Annotated in this window: 15 protein-coding genes; 5 read left to right on the forward strand and 10 right to left on the reverse strand. The window is 74.5% G+C overall.

Annotation, left to right across the window (positions count from 1 at the left end; all coding sequences use genetic code 11):
- Positions 1-87: 87 nt before the first annotated feature.
- The 3 genes from AC4H2H_RS17880 to AC4H2H_RS17890 form a co-directional block, all read right to left on the reverse strand.
- Positions 88-2565: a glycoside hydrolase family 65 protein gene (locus tag AC4H2H_RS17880; RefSeq protein ID WP_494372175.1), complete on the reverse strand. Its 2478-nt coding sequence runs from the start codon at positions 2563-2565 to the stop codon at positions 88-90.
- Positions 2562-3314, reverse strand: a complete 753-nt coding sequence (locus tag AC4H2H_RS17885) for an HAD family hydrolase (protein WP_494372176.1) — start codon at positions 3312-3314, stop codon at positions 2562-2564. Before AC4H2H_RS17885 ends, AC4H2H_RS17880 begins: the two co-directional genes overlap by 4 nt.
- Positions 3315-3396: 82 nt before the next feature.
- Positions 3397-4443 (reverse strand): uroporphyrinogen decarboxylase/cobalamine-independent methonine synthase family protein, encoded by a 1047-nt coding sequence (locus tag AC4H2H_RS17890; RefSeq protein ID WP_494372177.1) that lies wholly within the window; start codon positions 4441-4443, stop codon positions 3397-3399.
- Positions 4444-4625: 182 nt separating this feature from the next.
- Between AC4H2H_RS17890 and AC4H2H_RS17895 the strand changes: the two genes are divergently transcribed.
- A complete protein-coding gene (locus AC4H2H_RS17895) occupies positions 4626-5081 on the forward strand; it encodes an ester cyclase (protein ID WP_494372178.1) in 456 nt (151 codons plus the stop codon).
- Here AC4H2H_RS17895 and mnmA read toward each other — a convergent pair.
- Both mnmA and AC4H2H_RS17905 read right to left on the reverse strand, forming a co-directional pair.
- A complete protein-coding gene (mnmA, locus tag AC4H2H_RS17900) occupies positions 5051-6328 on the reverse strand; it encodes a tRNA 2-thiouridine(34) synthase MnmA (RefSeq protein ID WP_494372179.1) in 1278 nt (425 codons plus the stop codon). The two genes, AC4H2H_RS17895 and mnmA, sit on opposite strands and share 31 nt — an antisense overlap.
- Positions 6325-7635, reverse strand: a complete 1311-nt coding sequence (locus AC4H2H_RS17905; protein WP_494372180.1) for a cysteine desulfurase family protein — start codon at positions 7633-7635, stop codon at positions 6325-6327. The genes mnmA and AC4H2H_RS17905 overlap by 4 nt, the downstream gene beginning before the upstream one ends.
- A 254-nt stretch (positions 7636-7889) precedes the next feature.
- Here AC4H2H_RS17905 and AC4H2H_RS17910 point away from each other — a divergent pair, with 254 nt between their 5' ends.
- On the forward strand, positions 7890-8936 hold the full coding sequence (locus AC4H2H_RS17910) for a phosphotransferase (protein WP_494372181.1): 1047 nt from the start codon (positions 7890-7892) through the stop codon (positions 8934-8936).
- A gap of 817 nt (positions 8937-9753) precedes the next feature.
- On the opposite strand, the gene AC4H2H_RS17915 is transcribed toward AC4H2H_RS17910, so the two are convergent.
- The 3 genes from AC4H2H_RS17915 to AC4H2H_RS17925 form a co-directional block, all read right to left on the reverse strand.
- The gene (locus AC4H2H_RS17915) at positions 9754-11880 is read right to left on the reverse strand and encodes a PhoX family protein (protein WP_494372182.1); all 2127 of its coding nucleotides are present in this window, start codon (positions 11878-11880) and stop codon (positions 9754-9756) included.
- A gap of 169 nt (positions 11881-12049) precedes the next feature.
- Positions 12050-13084, reverse strand: coding sequence for an electron transfer flavoprotein subunit alpha/FixB family protein (locus tag AC4H2H_RS17920; RefSeq protein ID WP_494372183.1), 1035 nt, complete (start codon positions 13082-13084; stop codon positions 12050-12052).
- Positions 13085-13098: 14 nt separating this feature from the next.
- Positions 13099-13914, reverse strand: a complete 816-nt coding sequence (locus AC4H2H_RS17925; RefSeq protein ID WP_494372184.1) for an electron transfer flavoprotein subunit beta/FixA family protein — start codon at positions 13912-13914, stop codon at positions 13099-13101.
- A 177-nt stretch (positions 13915-14091) separates the two neighbouring features.
- Here AC4H2H_RS17925 and glgX point away from each other — a divergent pair, with 177 nt between their 5' ends.
- The 3 genes from glgX (at position 14092) to AC4H2H_RS17940 (ending at position 19536) form a co-directional block, all read left to right on the forward strand.
- Positions 14092-16407, forward strand: coding sequence for a glycogen debranching protein GlgX (gene glgX, locus AC4H2H_RS17930; RefSeq protein WP_494372193.1), 2316 nt, complete (start codon positions 14092-14094; stop codon positions 16405-16407).
- A 146-nt stretch (positions 16408-16553) separates the two neighbouring features.
- Positions 16554-18308, forward strand: a complete 1755-nt coding sequence (locus AC4H2H_RS17935; RefSeq protein ID WP_494372185.1) for an FAD-binding dehydrogenase — start codon at positions 16554-16556, stop codon at positions 18306-18308.
- A gap of 331 nt (positions 18309-18639) precedes the next feature.
- Positions 18640-19536 carry a hypothetical protein gene (locus tag AC4H2H_RS17940; protein WP_494372186.1) on the forward strand — a complete coding sequence of 299 codons (897 nt, stop codon included), beginning with the start codon at positions 18640-18642 and terminating at the stop codon, positions 19534-19536.
- A gap of 105 nt (positions 19537-19641) precedes the next feature.
- Here the strand turns inward: AC4H2H_RS17940 and AC4H2H_RS17945 are convergent, their stop codons facing one another.
- Positions 19642-20373 carry a DUF559 domain-containing protein gene (locus AC4H2H_RS17945; RefSeq protein ID WP_494372187.1) on the reverse strand — a complete coding sequence of 244 codons (732 nt, stop codon included), beginning with the start codon at positions 20371-20373 and terminating at the stop codon, positions 19642-19644.
- 477 nt (positions 20374-20850) lie between these two features.
- Positions 20851-23454: an alpha-glucan family phosphorylase gene (glgP, locus tag AC4H2H_RS17950; protein WP_494372188.1), complete on the reverse strand. Its 2604-nt coding sequence runs from the start codon at positions 23452-23454 to the stop codon at positions 20851-20853.
- Positions 23455-23482: the final 28 nt, after the last annotated feature.

Genomic DNA, 23482 nt, shown 5'->3' on the forward strand with positions numbered 1-23482 from the left:
GAACACCAGAACCACGGCTCTACCTCGGCGAACCACGGCTCTACCTCGGCAGACCAGGGCTCTACCTCGGCGGCAGCGTGCCCAGGATCAGGAGTGCGGGACCGTCGCGGTGATGAGGGTGCCGTCCTCGCGGCGGTTTCCGGAGAGCGCGCGCAGGCTCGGGCGGCCGGGGCGCACGGGGCCCTGGCCGTCGAGCGGGATGCGCGCGACCTCGCCGGGGACGACCTTGACCTGCTCGCCGCGCACGCCGACCTGTGCGCCGTCGCCGGTCTCCGCCTCGATCTCGAGCGCGTCCGGCAGCACGCGGACGCGCAGGCGCGAGCCGTGCCACGTGACGCGGTAGGTCAGCGACTCCCAGCCCTGCGGCAGGCGCGGGTCGAAGGTCAGCTCGCCGTTGTCGTCGCGCATGCCGCCGAACCCGCACGCGAGCGCCGACCACGTGCCGCCCGCGGAGGCGACGTGCACGCCGTCGGACGCGTTCGCGTGAAGGTTGGCGAGGTCGACGAAGAGCGAGGAGACGAAGTACTCGAGCGCGAGCTCGTGGTACCCGACCTCGGCGGCGATGATCGACTGCACGACGCCGGACAGCGTCGAGTCGCCGGTCGTCAACGGGTCGTAGTACTCGAAGTCGGCGAGCTTCTCCTCGGGCGTGAAGTGCTTGCCCTGGAGGAACAGCGCGAGCACGACGTCCGCCTGCTTGAGCACCTGGTAGCGGTAGATGACCAGCGGGTGGTAGTGCAGCAGCAGCGGGCGCTTGCCCGACGGGGTGCTGGCGAGGTCCCAGATCTCGCGCTCGAGGAAGTGCGAGTCCTGCGGGTGGATGCCGATGCTCTCCGCGAACGGGATCGACATGTGGTCCGCGGCGCGGCGCCACTCGGTCGTCTCGTCGACCCGCAGGCCGAGCCGCTCGACGAGTCGGGCGTAGTCGTAGGGGTACTGCTCCCGCATGACCTCGACGACGTGCGCGGCGGCCCGCAGGTTGAACCGCGCCATGACGTTGGTGAAGAGGTTGTCGTTGACGACGGTCGTGTACTCGTCGGGCCCGGTGACGCCGTGGATGTGGAAGTTGTCGTCGCCGTTCGCCCGCCAGAAGCCGAGGTCCTCCCACATGCGCGCGGTCTCGACGAGGATGTCGGCGGCCTCGCGCCGCAGGAAGTCCGTGTCCCCGGTGGCGCGGACGTACTGCACGAGCGCGTAGCTGACGTCGGCGTCGATGTGGTACTGCGCGGTGCCCGCGGCGTAGTACGCGGAAGCCTCCTCGCCGTTGATGGTGCGCCAGGGGAACAGCGCGCCCTTCTGCGAGAGGTCGTGCGCCCGACGGCGCGCGGCGTCGAGCATCTGGTAGCGGAAGCGCAGGGCGTTGCGGGCGTACCGCGGGCTCGTGTACGTGAGGAAGGGCAGGACGTAGATCTCGGTGTCCCAGAAGTAGTGCCCGCTGTAGCCCGAGCCGGTGAGGCCCTTCGCCGGCACGCCGTTGCCCTCGGCGCGCGCGGTCGCCTGCGCGAGCTGGAAGAGGTTCCACCGCACGGCCTGCTGGATCTCCGGCCGGTTGGGGATCTCGACGTCGGAGCGCGCCCAGAAGTCGTCGAGCCACTGCCGCTGGTGCGCGAGCTGCGCCTCGACGCCGGTGTCCTTCGCGCGGTCCAGCGTGCGACGGCAGCGGTCGACGAGCTCGCGTGACGGGATGCCGCGCGACGTGTGGTAAGCGACGGTCTTGGTGAGCCGGATCGGTCGGCCGGGCTCGGCGTGGACCCGGAAGACGTGCTTGGCGAGGTCCTCGTCGACCTGGGTGCGCACGTCCCACTCGTTCTCCGTCTCGAGCCGGTCGTCCGCCGCGACGGCGAGCGTCATGCCCGAGTTGGTGCACCGGTAGGACAGGACGAGCCGCTCCTCGTCGCCCCACTGCGTCTGCGGCTGGAGCACACGGCCGGCGAACTGGTTCGCCTTGCGCGGGTCGAAGCCCTCGCCGAGCGAGGCGGAGCGCACGTGGTACTCGTCCTGGCCGTCCTGGCGGTTGAGGATCTGCGACGAGATCGCGACGGGCGCGGCGTCGTCGAGCAGCGTCACCTCGAACGTCATGATCGCGAGGTGCCGCTCCGCGAACGACACCATGCGCTCGGTGCGCACCCGGACGCGCTTGCCCGACGGCGTGCGCCACAGCAGCTCGCGGCGCAGCACGCCGTCGCGCAGGTCGAGCGAGCGCTCGTAGTCGATGAGGTCCGCGACCGGCAGCAGGAGCGGCTCGTCGTCGACGTACAGCCGGATGACCTTGACGTCGGGGACGTTGACGATCGTCTGCCCGGTCTTCGCGAACCCGTACGCCTCCTCGGCGTGGTGGATCGGCCAGGTCTCGTGGAACCCGTTGATGAACGTGCCGTGCGCGAAGGACTCGCGCCCCTCCTCGACGTTGCCCCGCATGCCGAGGTACCCGTTGCCGACCGCGAAGAGCGTCTCGGTCACGCCGAGGTCCTCCGCGGAGAACTGCGCCTCAACGAGTCGCCACGGCTCGGCGGGGAACCTCAGCCGGTCGACGCTGCCCTGCTCGTCGGCGGTCTTGCGGATCACGCGCGGACCTCCTGGTCGTCGCGGGCGGCCGGCCGGTCGAGCACGGACGCGTCGAGCTCGCCGAGGTCGGTCACGACGACGTCTGCCCCGTGCGCGCGCAGCACGTCCGCGCCGACACCGCGGTCGACGCCGAGGACGAGCCCGAACGCGCCCGCGGCACCCGCCTGAACACCCGAGAGGGCGTCCTCGACGACGACGGCCTCCGCGGCGGGCACGCCGAGCAGCTCGGCGGCCCGCAGGTAGGTGTCGGGGGCGGGCTTGCCTGCGATGTGGTCGCGTGCTGCGACGTTGCCGTCCACGACGACCTCGAACCGGTCGGCGAGCCCGGCCGCGGCGAGCACGGTGGGCGTGTTGCGCGACGACGACACGACCGCCACGAGCGCACCTGCCGCTGTCACGTCGTCCAGGAAGCGCACCGATCCCGGGTAGGGGGTGATCCCCTCCTCGAGGAACATGCGGTTGACGATCTCGTCCTTGCGGTTGCCGAGCCCGCACACCGTGCCCTCGCCGGGCGCGTCGGTGACCTCGCCGCGCGGCAGCTCGACGCCGCGCGACGCGAGGAACGTCGCGACGCCGTCGTACCGCGGCTTGCCGTCGATGGAGGTGAAGTAGTCGGCGTCCGTGTACGCGGCGAGTCCGCGGGCGTCGCAGAACGGCGCGAACAGGCGCTCCCAGGCGCGCATGTGCAGCTCGGCGGTCGGGGTGAGGACGCCGTCGAGGTCGAACAGCACGGCTCGCAGCACGGGCATGGGGGTCCTTCGCACGATGGGGGGACGGGCGAAGCCAAGCCTACGCAGCCGGTGCCCGTGCGTGAAGCGGAGGGGGCGTCGCTCAGGCGTCGGCACGTTCCGCGAGCACCTCCGCGACGCGCCCGAGGTTGGCGAGGAGCGCACGGTGCTCGTCGGGCGTGCCGCCGACGGCGCCAACGGGCCCCGTGCGCCCCTGGAGGGCGCCGAGCATCGTGACGTCGTCGAGCGCCGGCAGAGGTAGCCCGATGCGCCGCCACGGCACGCTCACGAGGTCGGCGAGCTCGCCGAGCGCAGGACCGGCGCACTGCGACACCCTCGCGGGCGGCAGCGCGGCCCAGAGCCCGACGCCCCGCTCGACGGCGCGGGCGACCGTCTCCCACAGCCGTTCGTCCCAAGCTCTGATCGCCAGCCCGACGGCGTCGGCGCCCGCGAGCACGACAGGCGCGACCCCCACCCGAGCAGACCCCACGTGGACGACGCTCGTCGCCCCGGCCGTGCGGACGGCGTCGAGCACCGGCCGCAGCCCGTCCACGAGATCTGGCCCCGGGACGGCGCGCAGGCGGGCGGACCCGGAGAACGTCGGGAGCACGCCCGCGCCCACCTGGGCGAGCAGGGGCTCGTCGAGCTGCACGACGACGTCCGCCCCGGGGACCTGCCGGCGCACCTCGGCGACATGCTCGCCCACGGCGACGGCGAGCGCGGCCACGAGCTCACGCACCGCGCCGCGGTCCGACAGGACGCGGTCGCCGCGCGCGAGGTACAGCTCGGCCGCGAGCGTCCACGGTCCGGTCACGGTCACGGTCAGCGGGCCGGTGTGGCCCGTGGCCGCGATCGCGAGCGCCTCGAGGTCGTCGCGCAGGTACCCCTGGGACTGGCGCAGGTCGGCGCCGGGGTGGTCGGCGAGCTTCCAGCCGTGCGGCCCGAGCTCGACCGGCAGCCCGGGCAGCAGCGCCCCGGTCCGGCCCACCGCGTCGGCACCGGGCCCGCGCCCGGGGAGCTGGACCAGGAACGGCACGCCCCGCACCCCCGTCGGCAGCGCGGCGAGGTCGCCGAGCACCGTGAGCTGCGCCTCGAGGACGTCTGCCCCCTCGCCACCGGGCCAGGGGCCGGACCCGCTCACCGCGGTCATGCGCCGCCTCCCTGCCGCGGCGTCCTGCCGGTCCGGAGCGCGCGCCCGGGGGTCGCGGGCACCTCCTCGTCACGAATCACGTGCGGACGTCCTCTCTCCTGGAGCACACTGGGTACCGAGCCGCGCCGACGCCCCACCGGGGCCCGGGGGCCGCGCGACCCGTCCTGCGGAAGGGCTCTGACATGGGCACGCACGACAACAAGGCCGCCGCGATCGCCGCGCACACGCAGGCGATCCCGGGCAACCACGCGGACGCGCTCGCGCGGCTGCTCGCGCCGGGGTTCCGCAACCATGATCCCGCCCCGGGCTGCGACGGCGGCGCCGAGGGCCTCGTCGCGACGATGCACTGGTACTCCGACGCGTTCGAGGACCAGCGCGTCGAGGTGCTGCACGCCGTCGCGGAGGGCGACCTCGTCGCGCTCCACGTCGAGTTCAGCGGGCGTCACACGGGGTTCTTCCGCGGCGTGGCACCGACCGGACGACGCTTCTGCGTGCGCGAGATGCACGTGCTGCGGTTCGCGGACGGGCGCGAGTGCGAGCACTGGTGCGTGCGGGACGAGTCCGCGCTGGTGCACGCACTGACGGACGCGCGGACGGGGGCGCCCGGTCAGGGCGCCGTCCCCGTCCCGGCCGCCTGACCCGCTGCGGTCGCCGCGGCACCGGCCGGACGAGCACGGTAGGCCCGGTCGACCGTCGCCTGGCCGAGCACGCGCGTACCCGCGTAGACGACCAGGGACTGGCCTGGCGCGACGCCGCGCAACGGGGTCCCGGTCAGCTCGACCTCCATCGCACCCGCCGTGCCCGCGTCGCGGTCCCCACGCGGCTCGGCCGACGACGCCACCCCCGGAACCGCACGGACCCGGGCCGGGACGGGCGCGCCGTGGGCGCGGACCTGCACCTCGGCGTCGAACCACTCGCCCGGGGCCGCGACGGTGGCCGCCCCGGCGGAGCGCCTCCCGTCGTGAGCGCGCAGGACGCCGTCGAACCACACCGCGGCACCGGCCTCGATCCGGTCGACGCTCAGCAGCTCCGCGGGGCCCACGACGACGCGGTTGCTCGTGGGCTGCACATCCAGGACGTACCGCGGGCGCCCGTCCGGGGCCGGCCGGTCGACGCCGAGGCCCTTGCGCTGCCCGACGGTGTACGCGTAGGCGCCGTCGTGCTCGCCGAGCACCCGGCCGTCGACGTCGACGATCTCGCCGGGTCGGGCCCCCAGCCGCGAGCGCAGGAAGCCCTGCGTGTCGCCGTCGGCGACGAAGCAGATGTCGTACGAGTCCGGCTTGGCCGAGACCGACAGACCGCGGCGCGCCGCCTCGGCGCGCACCTCGTCCTTCGACGCGAAGTCCCCCAGGGGGAACATCGCGCGCGCGAGCCGCTCGGGGCCCATGACCGCGAGGACGTAGGACTGGTCCTTCGCCGTGTTCGGCGACCGGTGCAGCTCGCGCACGGCCCGCGTGGACCCCGTGCCCCCGTCGTCCGTGACCTCGCGGGTGACGACGCGCGCGTAGTGCCCCGTCGCGACGGCGTCGAAACCGAGCGCCGTCGCCTTGTCGAGCAGCGCCTCGAACTTGATGTGCTCGTTGCACCGCACGCACGGGTTGGGCGTGCGCCCCGCCTCGTACTCGGCGAGGAAGTCGGCGACGACCGTGTCCTCGAACCGCTCCGACAGGTCCCACACGTAGTACGGGATGCCGAGGACGTCGGCCGCCCGCCGCGCGTCGCCCGCGTCCTCGATCGAGCAGCACCCCCGTGAGCCCGTGCGGAACTGGTCGCGGTTGCGCGAGAGGGCCATGTGCACCCCGACGACCTCGTGCCCGGCCTCGACCGCGAGCGCCGCGGCGACGGCCGAGTCGACACCGCCCGACATGGCGGCGAGCACCCTCATGCGACACCTCCGGCCCGGCTCGGGACGGCGGCACGCGTCGGCCCGGAGGCCAGCCCGGCGGCGCGCGCGCGATCCACCGCGGCGGGCAGGGCGTCGAGGAGGCGCGCGACGTCGTCGGACGTGGACGTGGCCCCGAGCGAGAACCGCAGCGCCCCCCGCGCGTCCGGCTCGGGCACGCCCATCGCGAGCAGGACGTGCGACGGCTGCGGCACACCCGCCTGGCACGCCGAACCGGTCGAGGCCTGTACGCCCGCCGAGTCCAGCAGGTAGAGCAGCGAGTCGCCCTCGGCGCCGGGGAACGTGAAGTGGGCGTTGCCGGGCAGGCGGCGCACTGTGCCCGGCTCGGTCGGGGCTCCGGGCTCAGGTCCGCTGAGCACGGCGTCGGGGACGAGCCGGCGCACGCCCGCGACGAGCTCGTCGCGCAGCGCCGCGAGGTGCGCGGCGCGCTCGTCGCGACGGGCGACCGCCTCGGTGACGGCGACGCCGAACGCGCGGATCGCCGGCGCGTCGAGCGTCCCGGACCGGACGCCGCGCTCCTGGCCGCCGCCGTGCAGGACGGGCGTGAGCGGCGCGTCCCGGCGCGCGACGAGCGCGCCCACACCGACCGGGCCGCCGAGCTTGTGGCCGGAGACCGTCATCGCGTCGAGGCCGCTCGCGGTGAAGTCCACCGGCACCTGGCCGACGGCCTGCACGGCGTCGGAGTGCACGGGGATGCCGTGCGGGCGGGCGAGCTGCACGACCTCGGTGACCGGCTGGATCGTCCCGACCTCGTTGTTGGCCCACATGACCGAGATCAGCGCGATCTCGTCGGCATGCGCCGCGATCTCGGCGCGCAGCGCGGCCAGGTCCACGCGTCCCTCGGCGTCGACGGGCAGCAGGACGATCTCCGCGCCCGCGTGCGCCGCCATCCAGAAGGCGGGGTCGAGCACCGCGTGGTGCTCGACGGCCGACACCACGATCCGGCGCCGGCCCGGGTCGGTCGTGCGGCGGCCCCAGAACAGGCCCTTGATCGCGAGGTTGTCGGCCTCGGTGCCCCCCGCCGTGAACACGACCTCGCTCGGGCGCGCGCCGAGCGCTGCCGCGACCGACTCACGCGCCTCCTCGACCGTGCGACGCGCGGCACGACCGGCCGCGTGCAGCGACGACGGGTTGCCGGTGCGCGAGAGCTCGTCGACGAACGCGTCGCGCGCGGCCGACGAGAGCGGAGTCGTCGCGGCGTGGTCGAGGTAGGCCGCCGCGGGCGCCGGGTTCGGCCCGCCGCGCGCACCGGGCTGAGCGCCGTGGAACGGGCCGGGAGGTTGGGTCACGGTCACCCAGTCTACGAACGCCGGGCGCCTCGTGTTCCCGAGGTGTGGGCCCGGGCTGGACAATCCCGTCAGAAGCGCTACTTTGTCAGGGGTCTGTGCCCGGGCGGTCGCCCGGACCCACGACCGATCCAGTGCCGGTCACCGCGCCGCTCGACGCCCGCTCCAGGCGGCCCGAGCCGGAAGTCCGGTACACGACGCGGTGCTCACCGGCCTGGAGCCCGCGAAGGCCGTACACCAGGGGAAGTGGCACTTCGATGCCCGACGACGTCGTATCGCCCGCCGTCGAGGAGACCGGTGACGTACCGGTCGCCTCGGGCGGCGGTCGCCTGCGCTGGGACGACCTGCCCCCGGCCGTGCGCGAGGAGGTCGAGGCCGTGGCCGGCGCGCGGGTCGTCGCCGAACGCTCCGTCACGACGGGTTTCAGCCCCGGGCTCGCGTCGGTGCTCACGTTCGACGACGGGCAGCGGCTCTTCGTCAAGGCGGCGCGGTCCGCGGACGAGCCCGTCGCGGCAGACCTCCACCGCGCCGAGGCGAAGGTCGCGATCCGGCTGCCGCGCCGGATCCCGGCCCCCCGGTTCGCGTGGGGCCACGGCGACGGCGACTGGATCGTCCTCGCGTTCGAACCCGTCGACGGCCACGTCCCGGTGACTCCGTGGGACCCCGACGAGCTCGACCGCGTGCTCGCGACGCTCGAGACGGTCGCCACCGTGCCCGGGGCACGCGGGCTGCGCCTGCGGCCCACGGGGCCCGACCTCGCGGACATGTCGACGGGCTGGCGCGCGCTGCGCGACGACCCCGACCCGGCGCTCGCGGACCTCGCTCCCTGGGCCGCGCAGAACCTGGACGCGCTCGCGGAGGCGGAGCGCGGCGTGCTCGTCGCGTGCGAGGGCGAGTCCTTCGTGCACGGCGACCTGCGCGCCGACAACGTCCTCCTCACCGACGACGCGGTCATCTTCGTCGACTGGCCCTACGCGTCGCGCGGCGCGGCCTGGCTCGATCTCGCGATGTTCCTGCCGAGCGTCGTCATGCAGGGCGTCGCGGGCGTGACCGAGCCCGTCACGACCTCGGCCGACGCGGCGCGGCGCGCGCAGGGCGGCGCGTGGGCCGCGGCGACCTTCGCCGCGCACCCGCTCGGCCGGGACGTCCACCCCGCCGACCTGCGGTCCGTCGTCTCCGGGATCGCCGGCTACTTCCTGCACTCGGCACGCAAGCCGGCGATCCCGACGATCCCGAACCTGCGGCCGTTCCAGCGTGCGCAGGGCGTGGCCGCCGTCGCCTGGCTCGAGGCGCTCGGGCTCTGATCGTCGCCGAGGTAGAACCCTGGTATGCCGAGGTAGATCCGTGGTCGCGCGAAGTAGAGGCGTGGTTCCTTGTGTCGGACGGCGGTCGGTCACCTTGGGTGGGCGGGGTGGGTGGGGGCGCCGCGTCTACCATCCGCCGCTCGTTCCTCGCGGCTCCCGCCAGACCCACCACGCCGCGGCGCCCCCACCCACCCCGCCCGACGTCGTCTCACCCTGGTCCTCGCTCACCCGGGCGACCGCACCGGTACTGGGCCCAACCGGTCGGGCGGCTCGCTCCCCCGGCGGAGGGCCGTCCGGTGCTGGGTCGGGCGGGCCGGTCGGCTCGCTCCCGTACGGGGTACCGGGCTCGGTGTCGTCGAGACGTGAGAAACAGCCCCAGAATCGCGCGGCGGATTCCGGGGCCGCTTCTCACTTCTCGGCCCCGCGAAGGGGCGACGCCGGATCAGCGCCCGGCCCACCGCCGTCGCCGACCCCAGCCACGAAGCTCTACCTCGCCTCTACCTCGGCGGACCAGGCCTCTACCTCGGCGGGGTCCGGGCCTGCGGCCGGGCCGGCTGCCCGGGTGAGGCGACCGCTGAGCGGTGGGGGTGGGCTCGGTGGCGAAGGGGCGTCAGAGCCGCGCTCCTCAAACCCACGCCCGAAAGCCCACGGTGACGGCGCGGCAGCCCCGAGCGCCGAGACCACCCCCACCGCGGACCCGACCCGCGATCTTGAGACCCGACCACGACCCGCGGGTCTGAAACCCGACCACGGCGCCGAGCACGCCGCGGGCCCACCTCCCGGGGTTCGCACCTGCGGGAGGTGGGCCCGTTCCGGGTCAGTCCTTCCAGACCTGCACGACCGAAGGCCGGGGGCCCGCGAAGGCGCCCGTCGGAACTGGTGCGCCCGGCGTGAGGTAGTCGGGGAAGAACGACTCCTGCGCGTCGAACGACCCGTCCTCCCCCGGGTGCTGGACGGCGACGTACACCATGCGGTCGTCGGAGTCGATGACCGGTCCGCACGTCTCGCCGCCGCGCGGCACGGAGAGGAACTGCTGGACGCGGCCGCGCTCGCGGCCCTCCAGGGTCACCTTGAACAGCCCGTCGCACTTCTGGATCGTGCCCGGCTGGCCGTCGGTCGAGATCCAGAGGTTGCCCTCGGCGTCGAACGCGAGGTTGTCGGGGCACGAGATCGGGGAGACCTTGTCCTGGGGGTAGCCCGAGAAGTAGGTCGACCCGTTCGTGGACGGGTCGCCCGCGACGAGCAGCAGGTTCCAGCGGAACGTCAGCGACGCGGCGTCGTCGCGGTCCTCGACGATCTCCACGACGTGCCCGTCGCGGTTGGTGTTGCGGGGGTTCGGCTCCGTGGCCGCCTCGACGGCACCGGGGCCGCGCGAGGAGTTGTTTGTGCACGCGACGTACACGCGGCCGGTGACCGGGTTCGGCTCGACGTCCTCGGGGCGGTCCATCTTCGTCGCGCCCACCTTGTCCGCCGCGACGCGGGTGTAGACGAGCACCTCCTCGACGCTCATGCCCTCGACGGCGCTGCGCCCGTCCACGACGAGCGGGATCCACTCGCCGCGGCCGTCGAACGCGCCGTCGGACGGGACGGCGCCCGACCCGTCGATCTCCGCGGCGGGCGAGTCGCCCGTGAAGCGTGCGACGTACAGCGAGCCCTCGGTGAGCAGCGTCTTGTTGTGGCGGCGCGCCCACTCGCTGTTCCCCGACCGCATGGTGCGCGACGAGACGAACTTGTACACGTAGTCGAAGCGCTCGTCGTCGCCCATGTACGCGACCGCGTTGCCGCGGCGCGAGAGGATGACGTTCGCGCCCTCGTGCTTGAACCGGCCGAGCGCGGTGTGCTTCACGGGCGCCTCGTCGGGCGCGTACGGGTCGATCTCCACGATCCAGCCGAAGCGGTTCGGCTCGTTCTCGTAGTCCGCGTTCCGCGCGTCGAAGCGCGGGTCGTCGAGCTCCCAGCCGTAGCCCGTCGCGGCGTCGCGCAGGCCGTAGCGCGCGTCGTTGCCCGTGCCCGCCGTGCGGAAGTAGCCGTGGAAGTTCTCCTCGCCCGACAGCACCGTGCCCCACGGGGTCGTTCCGCCCGCGCAGTTGTTGAGCGTGCCGAGCACGCGCGTGCCGGTCGGGTCGGCGGCGGTCTGGACCAGGGCGGACCCCGCCGCAGGCCCCGTGAGGAGGAACTCCGTGGTCATGTGCACGCGGCGGTTGTAGCGGCTGTCCGCGACGTAGTCCCACGGGGTGCCCGTGCGGTGTCGGCGCACCTCGACGACGGACATGCCGTGCGCGGCGCGCTCGATCGCCCTGCGCGTCGCGGCGTCGTACGACGCGTCGAACATGACCGCCGGGTTGGTGTACTCGTGATTCGCGACGAGCAGGCCACGCGTGCCCCGGCCGGGGCCCTTGCCCCTACCGCGCCAGCCCCCGCCGTGCTGCCGCTCGAACGGCAGGATGTCGAGGTAGTCGTTGTTGTAGCCGAACTGCAGCGCCTGCTGCTCGGGCGACTGGCCCGCGGCGTCGAACGAGTGACCACCGGGCAGGATCGGGTCGCCCCAGCGGATCACCGGGCGCCACCGGTAACCCTCGGGCACGACGAACGCGTCGCGCGCCGCGGGCTGCGGGGAGATAGCGCCGAACGACAGGCCCTTCTCGGGGCGGCCGCCGCCCCAGCCGCCGTGCGCGGCCACTCCCTGGGCGGCGGCGGAAGGGGCCCCGACGGCCTGCGCGCCCAGCACGACGGCGGCCGCACCGACCGCGAGCCCGCCGAGCATGGTCCGGCGTGACACACCGGCGACGACGTCGCGGAAGGTCTCGTTGTCGCTCGCGTTCGGGACCGCGTGCGAGCACGCGTCCGCACACTTGAGCCGGCACGTGACAGGACTGCGCTTGCCGCGCGCGTGCGGCGCGACGGCGAGCAGCGAGCGGTGCTCGGGGGCGGGCGTGATCGTCATCGGTCGTCTCCACGGGGTCGGGGGCTCCCCGTCCACGGGGAGTGGCCCCGACGCTAGGAACGATCGGTGACCGACGGGCCACCACCGGGAGGACGGCGGGTGAACTCTTGGCACCCGCTGTACGCCCGCCGTCGCCCTGGCCCGCCCGCGCGGCGTGCGCGACCGACCGCTACCCCTGTGACGCGCGGTGCTCGCGCAGGACCTCGGCCGCCTGCGGCAGGACGTCCGCGAGGTCGCCGACGACGGCGAAGTCCGAGATCTCGAACAGCGGGCACTCGGGGTCGTTGTTCACCGCGACGATGACCTGCGACGCCTGCATGCCGCCCCGGTGGTGGGGAGCGCCGGAGACGCCCGCGCCGATGTAGAGGCGCGGCGCGACGGTCACGCCGGTCTGGCCGACGAACTGGTCGTGCCACCCCTCGTAGACCGCGTCGCGGGTCGCACCGACGGCGGCGCCGAGCGCGTCCGCGAGCTCCGTCACGGGTCCGAAGTCGCCGTTCGTGCCGCGGCCGCCCGCGACGACGACCGCGGCCTCGCCGAGCGCAGGACGGCCGGCCCCGGCGGACTCGTCGACGGTCCGCGAGACGACGCGCGCGGCGGTGGCGGCGCGAGAGAGCTCGACGCGCAGCGCGTCGACCTCGGTCGCGACGGCCGCCTCGGCGGGCTGCGGCACGACCGAGTTGGCGCGCACGGTGAGCACCGCCGGGTCGGTGACGATCTCGCTCCGCACCTCCCACGAGCCCGCGAAGACGCGCTTGTCCGCCACGAGGTGCGTACCGCCGTCGTGCAGGGCGGACGCGTCGATCACGAGGCCGGCGTCCGTGAGGAACGCGAGCCGCGCGGCCGCCTCCTTGTGGGGGAACGACGAGGTGAGCAGGACGGCGTCGGCGTCGGACGCGCGCGTCGCGGCGGCGAGGACCTCGGCCACGACGGGCGTGAGGTGCAGCGCGTCGCCGGTCACGACCTCGCCGCCCGACGACGGCTCCGCCTGCCGCACGAGCGCGACGCCGTGCGCGCCGAGCTGCGCGAGCACGTCGACGCTCGGTGCCTCGAGCGCGACGGCCTCGACCCGCCCGAGGGAGCGGCCGATCGTGAGGAGCTCGAGCACCGGGGAGCGCAGCTCGGTGCCGGGGGTGTCGAGGAGGACGAGGACGGTGCGCGTCCCGCTGGCCTGGGTCGGCTCGGTGGTGTCGGTGGTGCTCATGATCAGGACGCCTCTCAGACCAGGTCGTTGCGGATGAGGTACTCGGCCAGGGCGCGCCCGCCCTCGCCCTTGTCGACGACGATCTCGACCTCGGGCCGCGGCGGCCGCGGCGAGGCGTCGAGGACACGCGTGCGCGCGCCGGCGTCGCCCACGAGGGCCGGGTCGACGTCGAGGTCGGCGAGGCTCCAGGCCTCCACGGGGCGCTGGCGCGCGGCCATGATGAGCTTGAAGTTCGGCATGCGCGGGTCGTTCGCGTGGTCGGTCACGGACACGACGGCGGGCAGCGGCGCCTCGAGGACCTCCTCGACGCCGTCGAGCTCGCGCGTGACGCGAGCGGTGCGCGCACCGGGCTCGCCCTCGACCTCGAGCCGGCCGGCGAGCGTGAGCTGCGGCAGGTCGAGCTCGGAGGACAGGAGCGCGGGGACGACCGAGCCGAGGCCGTCGAGCGCGGCCATGCCGGTGACCACGAGGTCGACCGGCGCCTCGTCGGCGAGACGCCGCACGGCCGCGGCGAGCACGCGCGCGGTGCCGAAGTAGTCGGAGCCGGCGATCGCGTCGTCGCTCACGCGCACCCCGCGGTCGGCGCCGAGCTGATAGGAGCGGCGCACGGCGCCGTCGGCGTCCGGCCCGGCCACCGTGAGCACCACGACCTCGCTCGTCTCGCGCTCCGCCTCGGGGAGGGCCTCCTTGAGGCGCAACGCAGCCTCGACCGCGTTCTCGTCGAGCTCGTTGAGCGTCCCCTCGTCGGGACGGCGGACGACCCTCCCGCCCTCGAAGCCCCGGTCGGCATGGATGTCCGGGACGTACTTCACGGCGACGACGATCCGCATCGACTGCTCTCCCTGTGCGCTGGGCGATCGGCCGGAGTGGTTCCCGGCCCGCTCAGGGCAGCGTACCGGCGGCCGTCCTGAGGGGCTGGTGAGACCCGCCACAATGGACGGGTGCACGCACAGCCCCCCACCCCCGCGCCCGCGCCCGGGCACGCCCGGACGACCGCGCCCGGGACCGTGGACCGGCACGCACCGGTCCCGCCGCTGGGCGTCCACCTCGTGGGCGACGGCGTGGACGTCGCCGTGCTCGCAGCGCACGCGGACGCCGTCGAGCTGTGCCTCGTCGACGTCGCGGACGAGTCGTTCCCGCTCCGCCACCCGGGCCGGTACCGCGAGCGCCGCGTCGCGCTCGAAGGCCCCGCCTTCGGCGTCTGGCGCGCCCACGTGCCCGGTGTCCGCGCAGGCCAGCGGTACGGCTTCCGCGTGCACGGCGCGTGGGACCCCGCGGCGGGGCTGCGGCACAACCCGGCGAAGCTGCTCGTCGACCCCTACGCGCGCGGCCTCGTCGGGGACCTCGCCGACGACCCGGCGATCCGCGGGCAGGTCGGCGACGACCCCTACGGGCCGCCCGACGACCGCGACTCGCTGCCGTTCGTGCCCCACTCGGTCGTCGTCGCGCGCCCGACCGGTCCGCTCGCCCCCCGCCCGCGCGTCCCGTGGCGCGACACGGTGATCTACGAGGCGCACGTGCGGGGCCTCACGCAGCGGCTCGAGGCGCTCCCGGAGCACCTGCGCGGCACGTACGCGGGCGTCGCGCACCCGGTGACGATCGAGCACCTGCGGTCTCTCGGTGTCACGACGGTCGAGCTCCTGCCGGTCCACGCGAACGTCCCGGAGCCGCACCTGCTGGCGAGCGGCCGCACGAACTACTGGGGCTACTCGACCCTCGGGTTCTTCTCCCCGCACGCCGAGTACGCGACGAGCGCCGCCCAGGAGGCCGGACCGGGCGCCGTGCTCGACGAGGTGCGCGGCATGGTGCACCTCCTGCACGAGGCGGGCCTCGAGGTGCTGCTCGACGTCGTGCACAACCACACGTGCGAGGGTGGCTCCGACTCCTACCACCTGTCGTGGCGCGGCCTCGACAACGCCGGGTACTACCTGCACGACGGCGCCACGCCCGCCCGCCTCGCCGACGTCACCGGGACGGGCAACTCGCTCGACTTCCGGCGCCCCGCCGTCGTGCGTGCCGCGCTCGACTCGCTGCGGTACTGGGCCGAGGTGGTGGGCGTCGACGGGTTCCGGTTCGACCTCGCCGTCACGCTCGGACGCGGGACGGACGGGTTCGACCCCGACCACCCGTTCCTCGTCGCGCTCCAGACCGACCCGGTGCTGTCCGGGCTCAAGCTGGTCGCCGAGCCGTGGGACGTCGGGCCGGGCGGGTGGCGCACGGGGCAGTTCCCGCCGCCGCTCGCCGAGTGGAACGACCGCTTCCGCGACGCCGTGCGCCAGTTCTGGCTCGCCGACTCGCGCGAGGCCTCCCACGGGCGGCGCGGCCACGGCGTGCGCGACCTCGCGACCCGGCTCGCCGGCTCCGCGGACCTGTTCGGGCGCTCGGACCCGCCGCTCCTGCGTGGGCCCGTCGCGTCGGTGAGCTACGTGACGGCGCACGACGGCTTCACGCTCGCCGACCTCGTCGCGTACGACCACAAGCACAACCTCGCGAACGGCGAGGACAACCGCGACGGCACGAGCGACAACCGGTCCTGGAACCACGGCCTCGAGGGGCCGGTGACCGCGCCGGACGCGACGACGGAACGCGGGCTCGAGGCCGGCGGGCTCGGCGTCGAGATCGCCCCGCTGCGCCGTCGGTCGATCCGCAACCTCCTCGCCACGCTCCTGCTCGCCGCGGGGACGCCCATGATCACCGCAGGCGACGAGATGGGCCGCACCCAGCGCGGTAACAACAACGCGTACGTGCAGGACGACGAGACGTCGTGGGTGTCGTGGGACCTGTCGCCATGGCGCAAGGACCTCCTCGCGACCACACGCCACCTGCTCGCCCTGCGGCGCGAGCACGCGGCCCTGCGGGCCGACGCGTTCTTCACCGGCCGCCCGCGCGGGGTCCCCACGCCGGGAGGGGCGTCGGGGAGCGTGGCCGGCGATCCCCACCCGACGCCGCTCGGCGTCCCCGACCTCGTGTGGTTCGACGCCGACGGCGAGCTCCTCGACCACGCGGCGTGGCACGACCCCGCCGTCCGGACGCTGCAGATGCTGCGCACGGCGCCGAGCCGGGGAGACGCGGACGTGCTCCTCGTGCTCGCCGGGTCGCTCGACCCGGTGGACGTCACGCTGCCGAGCGTGCGCGCGGTCGCGGGCGGCGAGCCCGAGCGCTGGGAGCTCGCCTGGGACTCGGACTGGGAGCACCCCGAGGACCGCGACCGCACCAACGGTGACGGCACCGCCCGCGCGGGCGACGTCGTCGGGCTCGAGGCCCTGAGCCTGCGGGTCTACGTCTCCACCCCGCCGAGAGGGAACCTGGGTCGGCCGAGATAGAACGCTGGTCGGCCGCCGTGGTCGGGCCGGCGGTGGAGGCGGCCCCCACCCCCTCCGCGGCCGTCGGTCCTTCTCGCGTGGTCGTGCGCGACGGCCGCGGTCCCCTGGTCTGTTGGGCTCGCCTTCACGTGCTCTACCCTTCCGGCATGAGTGACAGCGCGGTCGACTCCCCCGTCAGCCTCCCTGCGGTCGAGGACCCGGACGTCGTCGTGGTCGGGGCCGGGCTCGCCGGGCTCGTCGCGGCGACGGAGCTCACCGCCGCGGGACGACGCGTCGTGCTGCTCGACCAGGAGCCCGCCGCGAGCCTCGGCGGGCAGGCGTGGTGGTCGTTCGGCGGGCTGTTCCTCGTCGGCTCGCCCGAGCAGAGGCGCATGGGCGTGACCGACTCGGCGGAGCTCGCGTTCGACGACTGGCTCGGGTCCGCGCAGTTCGCCCCCGGCGCCGACCGCGGCGAGGGGCCGGACCGCCACGGGTACGCGTGGGCGCGCGGGTTCGTCGACTTCGCCGCCGGCGAGATGCGGGAGTGGCTGCACGGCAAGGGCGTGCGCTGGTTCCCGCTCGTGCAGTGGGCCGAGCGCGGAGGGTACCCGGTGCGCTCGGGCGCCGACGGGAGCGCGGCGGGCGCCCACGGCAACTCGGTCCCGCGGTTCCACGTTACGTGGGGCACCGGCCCGGCGGTCCTCGAACCGTTCGTCCGTGCCGCGCTCGACGCCCGCGCCGCCGGGCTGCTCGACCTGCGGTTCCGGCACCGGGTCACGTCGCTCGTCGTGACCGACGGCACGGTGACGGGCGTGCGCGCCGAGGTCCTCGCGCCGTCGGACGCGGAGCGCGGTGCGCCCTCGTCGCGCGACGTCGCCCGTGAGGTCGAGATCGCGGCGAACGCCGTCGTCGTGACGTCGGGCGGGATCGGCTCGAACCACGAGCTCGTGCGATCGCGGTGGCCGCAGGCCGCGGGACGGCTGCCCGCGCGCATGCTCTCCGGCGTGCCCGACTCGACGGACGGCCTCATGATCGGCGTCGCCGCCGACGCCGGGGCCGCGCTCGTGCACGAGGACCGCATGTGGCACTACCCCGAGGGGATCGCCAACCACTCCCCCGTGTGGACGGACCACGGCATCCGCATCCTGCCCGGTCCGAGCTCGCTGTGGCTCGACGCCGACGGCAACCGGCTGCCCGCCCCGCTGTTCCCTGGCTTCGACGCGCTCGGCACGCTCCAGCACGTCACCGAGCGCGGCGACGACCACTCCTGGTTCGTGCTCAACAAGGCGATCATGGAGTCCGAGTTCGCATTGTCCGGCTCCGAGCAGAACCCCGACCTCACGGGCAAGGACGTGCGGCTGCTCGCGCAGCGGGTGCTGCCCCGCGCCGTCGGGCCGGTGGCCCGGTTCGCCGAGCAGTCGCCCGAGTTCGTGTGGGCCGACACGCCGGAGGAGCTCGCGGCAGGGATGAACGCGCTGGTCGACGCGACGCCGGGGTCGCGCGGGCACGTCGACGCCCAGGCGCTCGCCCGGATCGTGCGCCTGCGCGACGAGCAGGTGACCACGGGCCTCGGGAAGGACCCGCAGGTCGTCGCGACGGCGATGGCGCGCCGCTACCGCGTCGACCGCCTCATCCGTGTCTCACCGCCACGCCCGCTGACCACCCCGAAGGACGGGCCGCTGCTCGCCGTCCGCCTCTCGGTGCTGACCCGCAAGACGCTCGGCGGCCTCTGGACCGACACGTCCGCGCGCGTGCTGCGCCCGGACGGGTCGGTGCTCCCCGGGCTCTGGGCCGCGGGCGAGGCAGCCGGCTTCGGCGGCGGCGGCGTGCACGGCCACCGCGCGCTCGAGGGCACCTTCCTCGGCGGCTGCCTGTACTCCGGCCGCGTCGCGGGCCGAGCGCTCGCCGCCGAGCTCGACTGACCGTCCCCCCGGTAGGGTCAGCGGTCATGACCGTGCCCGACGACGCCTCCCCGGCCACGCTGCCCGTCGCCGACGCGGGGCTCGCCCTGGACGTGCCCGCGTGCGAGCGCATCTTCCGCCGCAACGGTCTGCCGCTCCTCGTCGAGGGGCACTCGCTCGACCGCGACGTGTTCGGGCGCTCCGCCCCGTTCCTGCTCGTCGTGCTGCTCGCCGAGCTGAGCGGCGCGATCCGGTCCGGCTGGCCGACCTGGGTCAATGCGCTCGCGCTGCTGGGGGGCGCCGCGATCGTCGCGGCCGCGTACGCGGGGCTCAACGTGCTGCGCGGGCGCCCGTGGTCGACCCTCCCCCAGTCTCGGTCGGCGCGCCCGAGCTCGCGTTCTTCGTCCTCGTCCCCGCGCTGCTGCCGCTGGTGTTCGGCGGGCAGTGGGGCGACGCGCTGCTCACGGTCGTCGGCAACCTGGTCCTGCTGGGCGTGGTGCGCGTCGTCGTCGGGTACGGCGTGCTGTCCTCCCTGTGGTGGGGCCTCGCGCGCGTCGTCGACGAGCTCGGCGCGTCGCTCCTGCGCCTCGTCCGGCTGCTGCCGCTGCTGCTCGTGTTCTCCCTCGTGCTCTTCTACAACGCCGAGGTGTGGCAGGTCTTCGACCGCACCCACGGCGTCGCGGACCTCGTGCTCGGCGCGTTCTTCGCGCTGCTCGTCGTCGTGTTCGTCGGGCTGCGCGTGCCCGGCGAGGCACGCGAGGCGCTCGCCGAGACGTCCGCCGCGAAGCCGGAGCACGCGCGGGCCGCAGTCTTCACGCGACGGCAGCGGGCGAACCTCGCCGCGATGATCGCGACGAGCCAGCTCCTTCAGGTGCTCGTCGTGAGCCTCGGCATGGGGTTGTTCTTCATGGCCCTGGGGACGCTCACCGTGACGCCCGAGATCATGGCGCTGTGGGACGTCGACGGCGGCACGTGGGAGCGGACGATCTCGCTCGCCGGCGGGGGCGGCGTCGGCGGGGCGGACCTGGTCGTCACGCAGACGCTGCTGCGCGTCTCCGTGGCGATCGCGACCTTCACGGGCCTCTACTACGCGATCTCCGTGCAGGTCGACGCCGTCTACCGCGAGGAGTTCGTCGACGGGATCCAGACCCAGCTCGCCGACGTCGTCCGCACCCGCTCGCGCTACCTCACCCTCCTCGACACGTCCCCGGGAGTGCCCGCGCGAGAGTCCCCCTCCCCGCCGAGGTAGAGGCAGGGTTCCGCGAGGTAGAGGCCTGGTCTGCCGAGGTAGAGGCGTGGTCATGACCAGGGCTCGACCTCCGTGGACCACGGCTCTACTCGATGGGCCACGGCTCTACCTCGGCGAGGCCTGCCGGCGAGAGGCGCGACGGCGCAGCGCGAGGCGCCGGGCCTCGGCAAGTCGGCACCCGACCGCCACCGGGTCGCCCAGGTCCTCCCAGGTGAACCGCACGACCGTCCAGCCCGCGGCCACGAGCGCCGCCTCGCGGACGTCCTGGGCGCGCCGGACGTCCTCCGGGTCGCCGTACGCGCCGCCGGAGTACTTCACCGCGCCGTCGAACTCGATCACGACGCGTGCGTCGAGCCAGGCGAGGTCGACGACGTACGTGCCGCGCGCCGTCGGGACCGGCGCCTGCGGGCGCGGCACCGGCAGGCCACCCAGCACAGCCGCCAGCCGGACGAGCGTCTCGCCCGGCGACTCCGAGCTCGGGTCAGCAAGCTCCAGGGCACGGCGCGCGCGAACGATCCCGCGCTTGCCCCTCGACTCCTCGAGGATCCCGTCGACGACCCGACGGTCGGCCCCCATGCGAAGCGCGGAGTCGACGACGACCAGGCTGCGCTCGAGCGGCAGCGACCGCGCACAGTCGACCACGGTGCGCTCGAGGCTCGTCACCGGGACGTCGCCGAGCTGCGCCCGGTCGCGGGGCGGGAGGTCCGTCCAGTGACGTCGGACCACGGCGTCACGCTCGCGCTCGACGTTCGGGTGGCCGAGCTGCGTCACGTGCACGAACGGCGGGAGACGCCAGGTCCAGCATCCCCACAGGAGCGCCGCGGTGTCGTGGCTCACCCAGAACGGTGTGCTCAGCCGATCGACGAGCCCGCGAACCTCAGCGAGCAGCCATTCCTCTCGCGTCGACGCCGCCAGGTGCGGCGAGGGGAGGTAGACGCCGCGACGAACGCGCACGAGCTCACCGTCCCGTACCCGGGCTGCGAGCTCGGCGCGCCGTCGTCGTAGGTACGGCACGGCCGCAGGGACGCTCCGCGGACCGGTCGAGTCGGCGGTGTAGCGGCCGGGCGGTCGTCCCGCCGTCGGACCGGTCGGCGGGCGGCGTTGAGCCGCGGATTCGTGGGCCATCGGGGATGACTGCGTCGTCTCGTCCATCGCCCCAGCGTGCCGGTCGTCGCTACGACGCGGGCGTGAGCCTGCAGATCTGTGGACAACGACGGGGCTTGCCGCCCCGCACGACGCAAGCACCGCCGTCGTGCACAGCACTACCAGGCCTCTACTTCGGCAGACCAGGGCTCTACCTCGGCAGGCTGGGGGTCAGGCGTTGGCGACGAGGCCGAGCTCGGCGACGCTCGGGAGGCCGTCGTGCTTCGGGACGACGCGCACGGTGTACCCGAACGGGCCGGACGACTCGAGCACGACGTCGCCCGCGAACGCGTGCCGGCCCGCCTCGTACGACTCGGCGAGCGCGAGCGGCTCGGCCGTGAACTCCTCGATGACGTCCGCCTCGGTGACGCGTCCGTGCACGACCTGCACCTCGACGTCCTGCGGCCGCAGGTCGCCGAGCGCCACGTACGCGCGCACCGTGAGCCGGTCGCCGACCTGCGGCACCTCGCCGATGCCGGACGAGTCGACGTGGTCGACGCGCACGCGCGACCAGCCGGACCGCACGGACTGCTTCCAGTGCGCGAGCTCGCGCGCAGGTGTCAGCCCGTCGGCCGCGAGCGCCCGGCCGGCCTGTGCCGCCGGGGCGTAGAGGCGCGTGACGTACTCGCCGACCATGCGCGTCGCCTGGACCTTCGGCCCGAGGGTCGCGAGCGTGTGCCGCACCATCGCGAGCCAGCGGCTGGGCACGCCGGCCGTGTCCCGGTCGTAGAAGCGCGGCGCGACCTGCTGCTCGACGAGGTCGTAGAGGGCCGACGCCTCGAGGTCGTCGCGGCGGTCCGGGTCCTCGACGCCGTCGGCGGTCGGGATGGCCCAGCCGTTCTCGCCGTCGAACCACTCGTCCCACCACCCGTCGAGGATCGACAGGTTGAGGCCGCCGTTGAGCGCGGACTTCATGCCCGACGTCCCGGACGCCTCCAGCGGTCGCAGCGGGTTGTTGAGCCAGACGTCGCAGCCCGGGTAGAGCGACTGCGCCATCGCGATGTCGTAGTTCGGCAGGAAGACGATGCGGTGGCGGACCTCGGGGTCGTCGGTGAACCGCACGAGCTGCTGGATGAGGCGCTTGCCCTGGTCGTCCGCGGGGTGCGACTTGCCGGCGACGATCAGCTGGACGGGCCGCTCGGGGTGCAGGAGCAGCGCCTTGAGCCGAGCGGGGTCGCGCAGCATCAGAGTGAGCCGCTTGTACGTCGGCACACGACGGGCGAAGCCGATCGTCAGGACGTCCGGCGAGAGCACGTCGTCGACCCAGCCGAGCTCGGCGGGCGTCGCGCCGCGCTCGCGCCAGGACTTGCGCACGCGGCGGCGCGCCTCGTCGACGAGCCGGCCGCGCATCTCGCGGCGGATCGCCCACAGCTCGCCGTCGCTCACGCCGTCTTCCGCGTCGCCGCGCAGCCAGCCCGACGACGCGTCGTCGGCCGTGAGCTCGTCGAGCCCGAGCCGCTCGGACTCGAGTGCGGCGAACGCGGGGTCGACCCACGTGGGCGAGTGCACGCCGTTCGTCACCGACGTGATGGGGACCTCGCGCGCATCGAACCCGGGCCACAGCCCCTCGAACATGCCGCGCGAGACCTGGCCGTGCAGGAGCGAGACGCCGTTCGCGCGCCCACCCATGCGCAGGCCCATGACGGCCATGTTGAACACCGTCGGGTCGCCGCCGTCGTAGTCCTCGGCGCCGAGCGCGAGCACGCGCTCGACGGGCAGCCCGTCGACCGCCATGTCGCCGCCGAAGTACTGCGTGACCAGGTCGCGCCCGAAGCGGTCGATGCCGGCCGGGACGGGGGTGTGCGTCGTGAAGACGGTCGCGGCCCGCACGGCCTCGAGGGCCTCGTCGAACGTGAGCCCCCGCTCGACGAGCTCGCGGATGCGCTCGACGCCGAGGAACCCGGCGTGGCCCTCGTTGGTGTGGTAGACCTCCGGCTCGGGCGCGTCGGTGAGCCGCGACCACAGGCGCAGGGCGCGCACGCCGCCGACGCCGAGCAGCAGCTCCTGCTGCAGCCGGTGCTCTCCACCGCCGCCGTAGAGGCGGTCGGTCACCTTGCGCGCGGCCTCGTCGTTGCCGGGAACGTTCGAGTCGAGCAGGAGCAGGGGCACGCGCCCGACGGCGGCCACCCAGACGTGCGCGTGCAGCGTACGACCCCCGGGCAGGGCGAGCGAGACGCGCGCGGGCGTGCCGTCGTCGTCGCGCAGGAGCGTGAGCGGGAGGCCGTCCGGATCGAGCAGCGGGTACGTCTCGACCTGCCAGCCGTCGCGCGTGAGGGACTGCTTGAAGTACCCGGCGCCGTACAGGAGCCCGACGCCGACGATCGGCACGCCGAGGTCGCTCGCGCTCTTGAGGTGGTCGCCCGCGAGGATGCCGAGCCCGCCCGAGTACTGCGGCAGGACCGACGTGATGCCGAACTCGGGCGAGAAGTACGCGATCGCGGCGGGCAGCCCGCCGTCGTCGGACCCCTGCTCGGCCGCCTGCTGCTGGTACCACAGCGGGTCCTCGAGGTAGCTGCGCAGATCTGCCGCGGCGCGGCGCACGCGCTCGACGAACGCGCCGTCGGCGGCGAGCTCGGCCAGCCGGTCAGGCCCGAGCGCGCCGAGGAGCGCGACGGGGTCGCCGTGCACGGTGGCCCAGGTCGCGGGGTCGATCCCCGCGAACAGGTCCCGCGAGGGGGCGTGCCAGGACCAGCGCAGGTTGTGGGCCAGCTCGTCCAGGTCGCGCAGCTCGGCGGGCAGCAGGGTGCGGACGGTGAACCGTCGGATCGCTCTCACGGGGACGAGACTACGCAGGCTCTCGCCG

The organism is Cellulosimicrobium sp. BMG9.22 (assembly GCF_059159975.1).

Excerpts from the sequence above, each read along its gene's own strand:
- AC4H2H_RS17935 (WP_494372185.1), top strand. The coding sequence starts at position 16,554 with ATGAGTGACAGCGCGGTCGACTCCCCCGTCAGCCTCCCTGCGGTCGAG.
- AC4H2H_RS17895 (WP_494372178.1), top strand. The coding sequence starts at position 4,626 with ATGGGCACGCACGACAACAAGGCCGCCGCGATCGCCGCGCACACGCAG.
- AC4H2H_RS17910 (WP_494372181.1), top strand. The coding sequence starts at position 7,890 with ATGCCCGACGACGTCGTATCGCCCGCCGTCGAGGAGACCGGTGACGTA.
- mnmA (WP_494372179.1), bottom strand. The coding sequence starts at position 6,328 with ATGAGGGTGCTCGCCGCCATGTCGGGCGGTGTCGACTCGGCCGTCGCC.
- AC4H2H_RS17890 (WP_494372177.1), bottom strand. The coding sequence starts at position 4,443 with ATGACCGCGGTGAGCGGGTCCGGCCCCTGGCCCGGTGGCGAGGGGGCA.
- AC4H2H_RS17920 (WP_494372183.1), bottom strand. The coding sequence starts at position 13,084 with ATGAGCACCACCGACACCACCGAGCCGACCCAGGCCAGCGGGACGCGC.
- AC4H2H_RS17925 (WP_494372184.1), bottom strand. The coding sequence starts at position 13,914 with ATGCGGATCGTCGTCGCCGTGAAGTACGTCCCGGACATCCATGCCGAC.
- AC4H2H_RS17915 (WP_494372182.1), bottom strand. The coding sequence starts at position 11,880 with ATGACGATCACGCCCGCCCCCGAGCACCGCTCGCTGCTCGCCGTCGCG.
- AC4H2H_RS17885 (WP_494372176.1), bottom strand. The coding sequence starts at position 3,314 with ATGCCCGTGCTGCGAGCCGTGCTGTTCGACCTCGACGGCGTCCTCACC.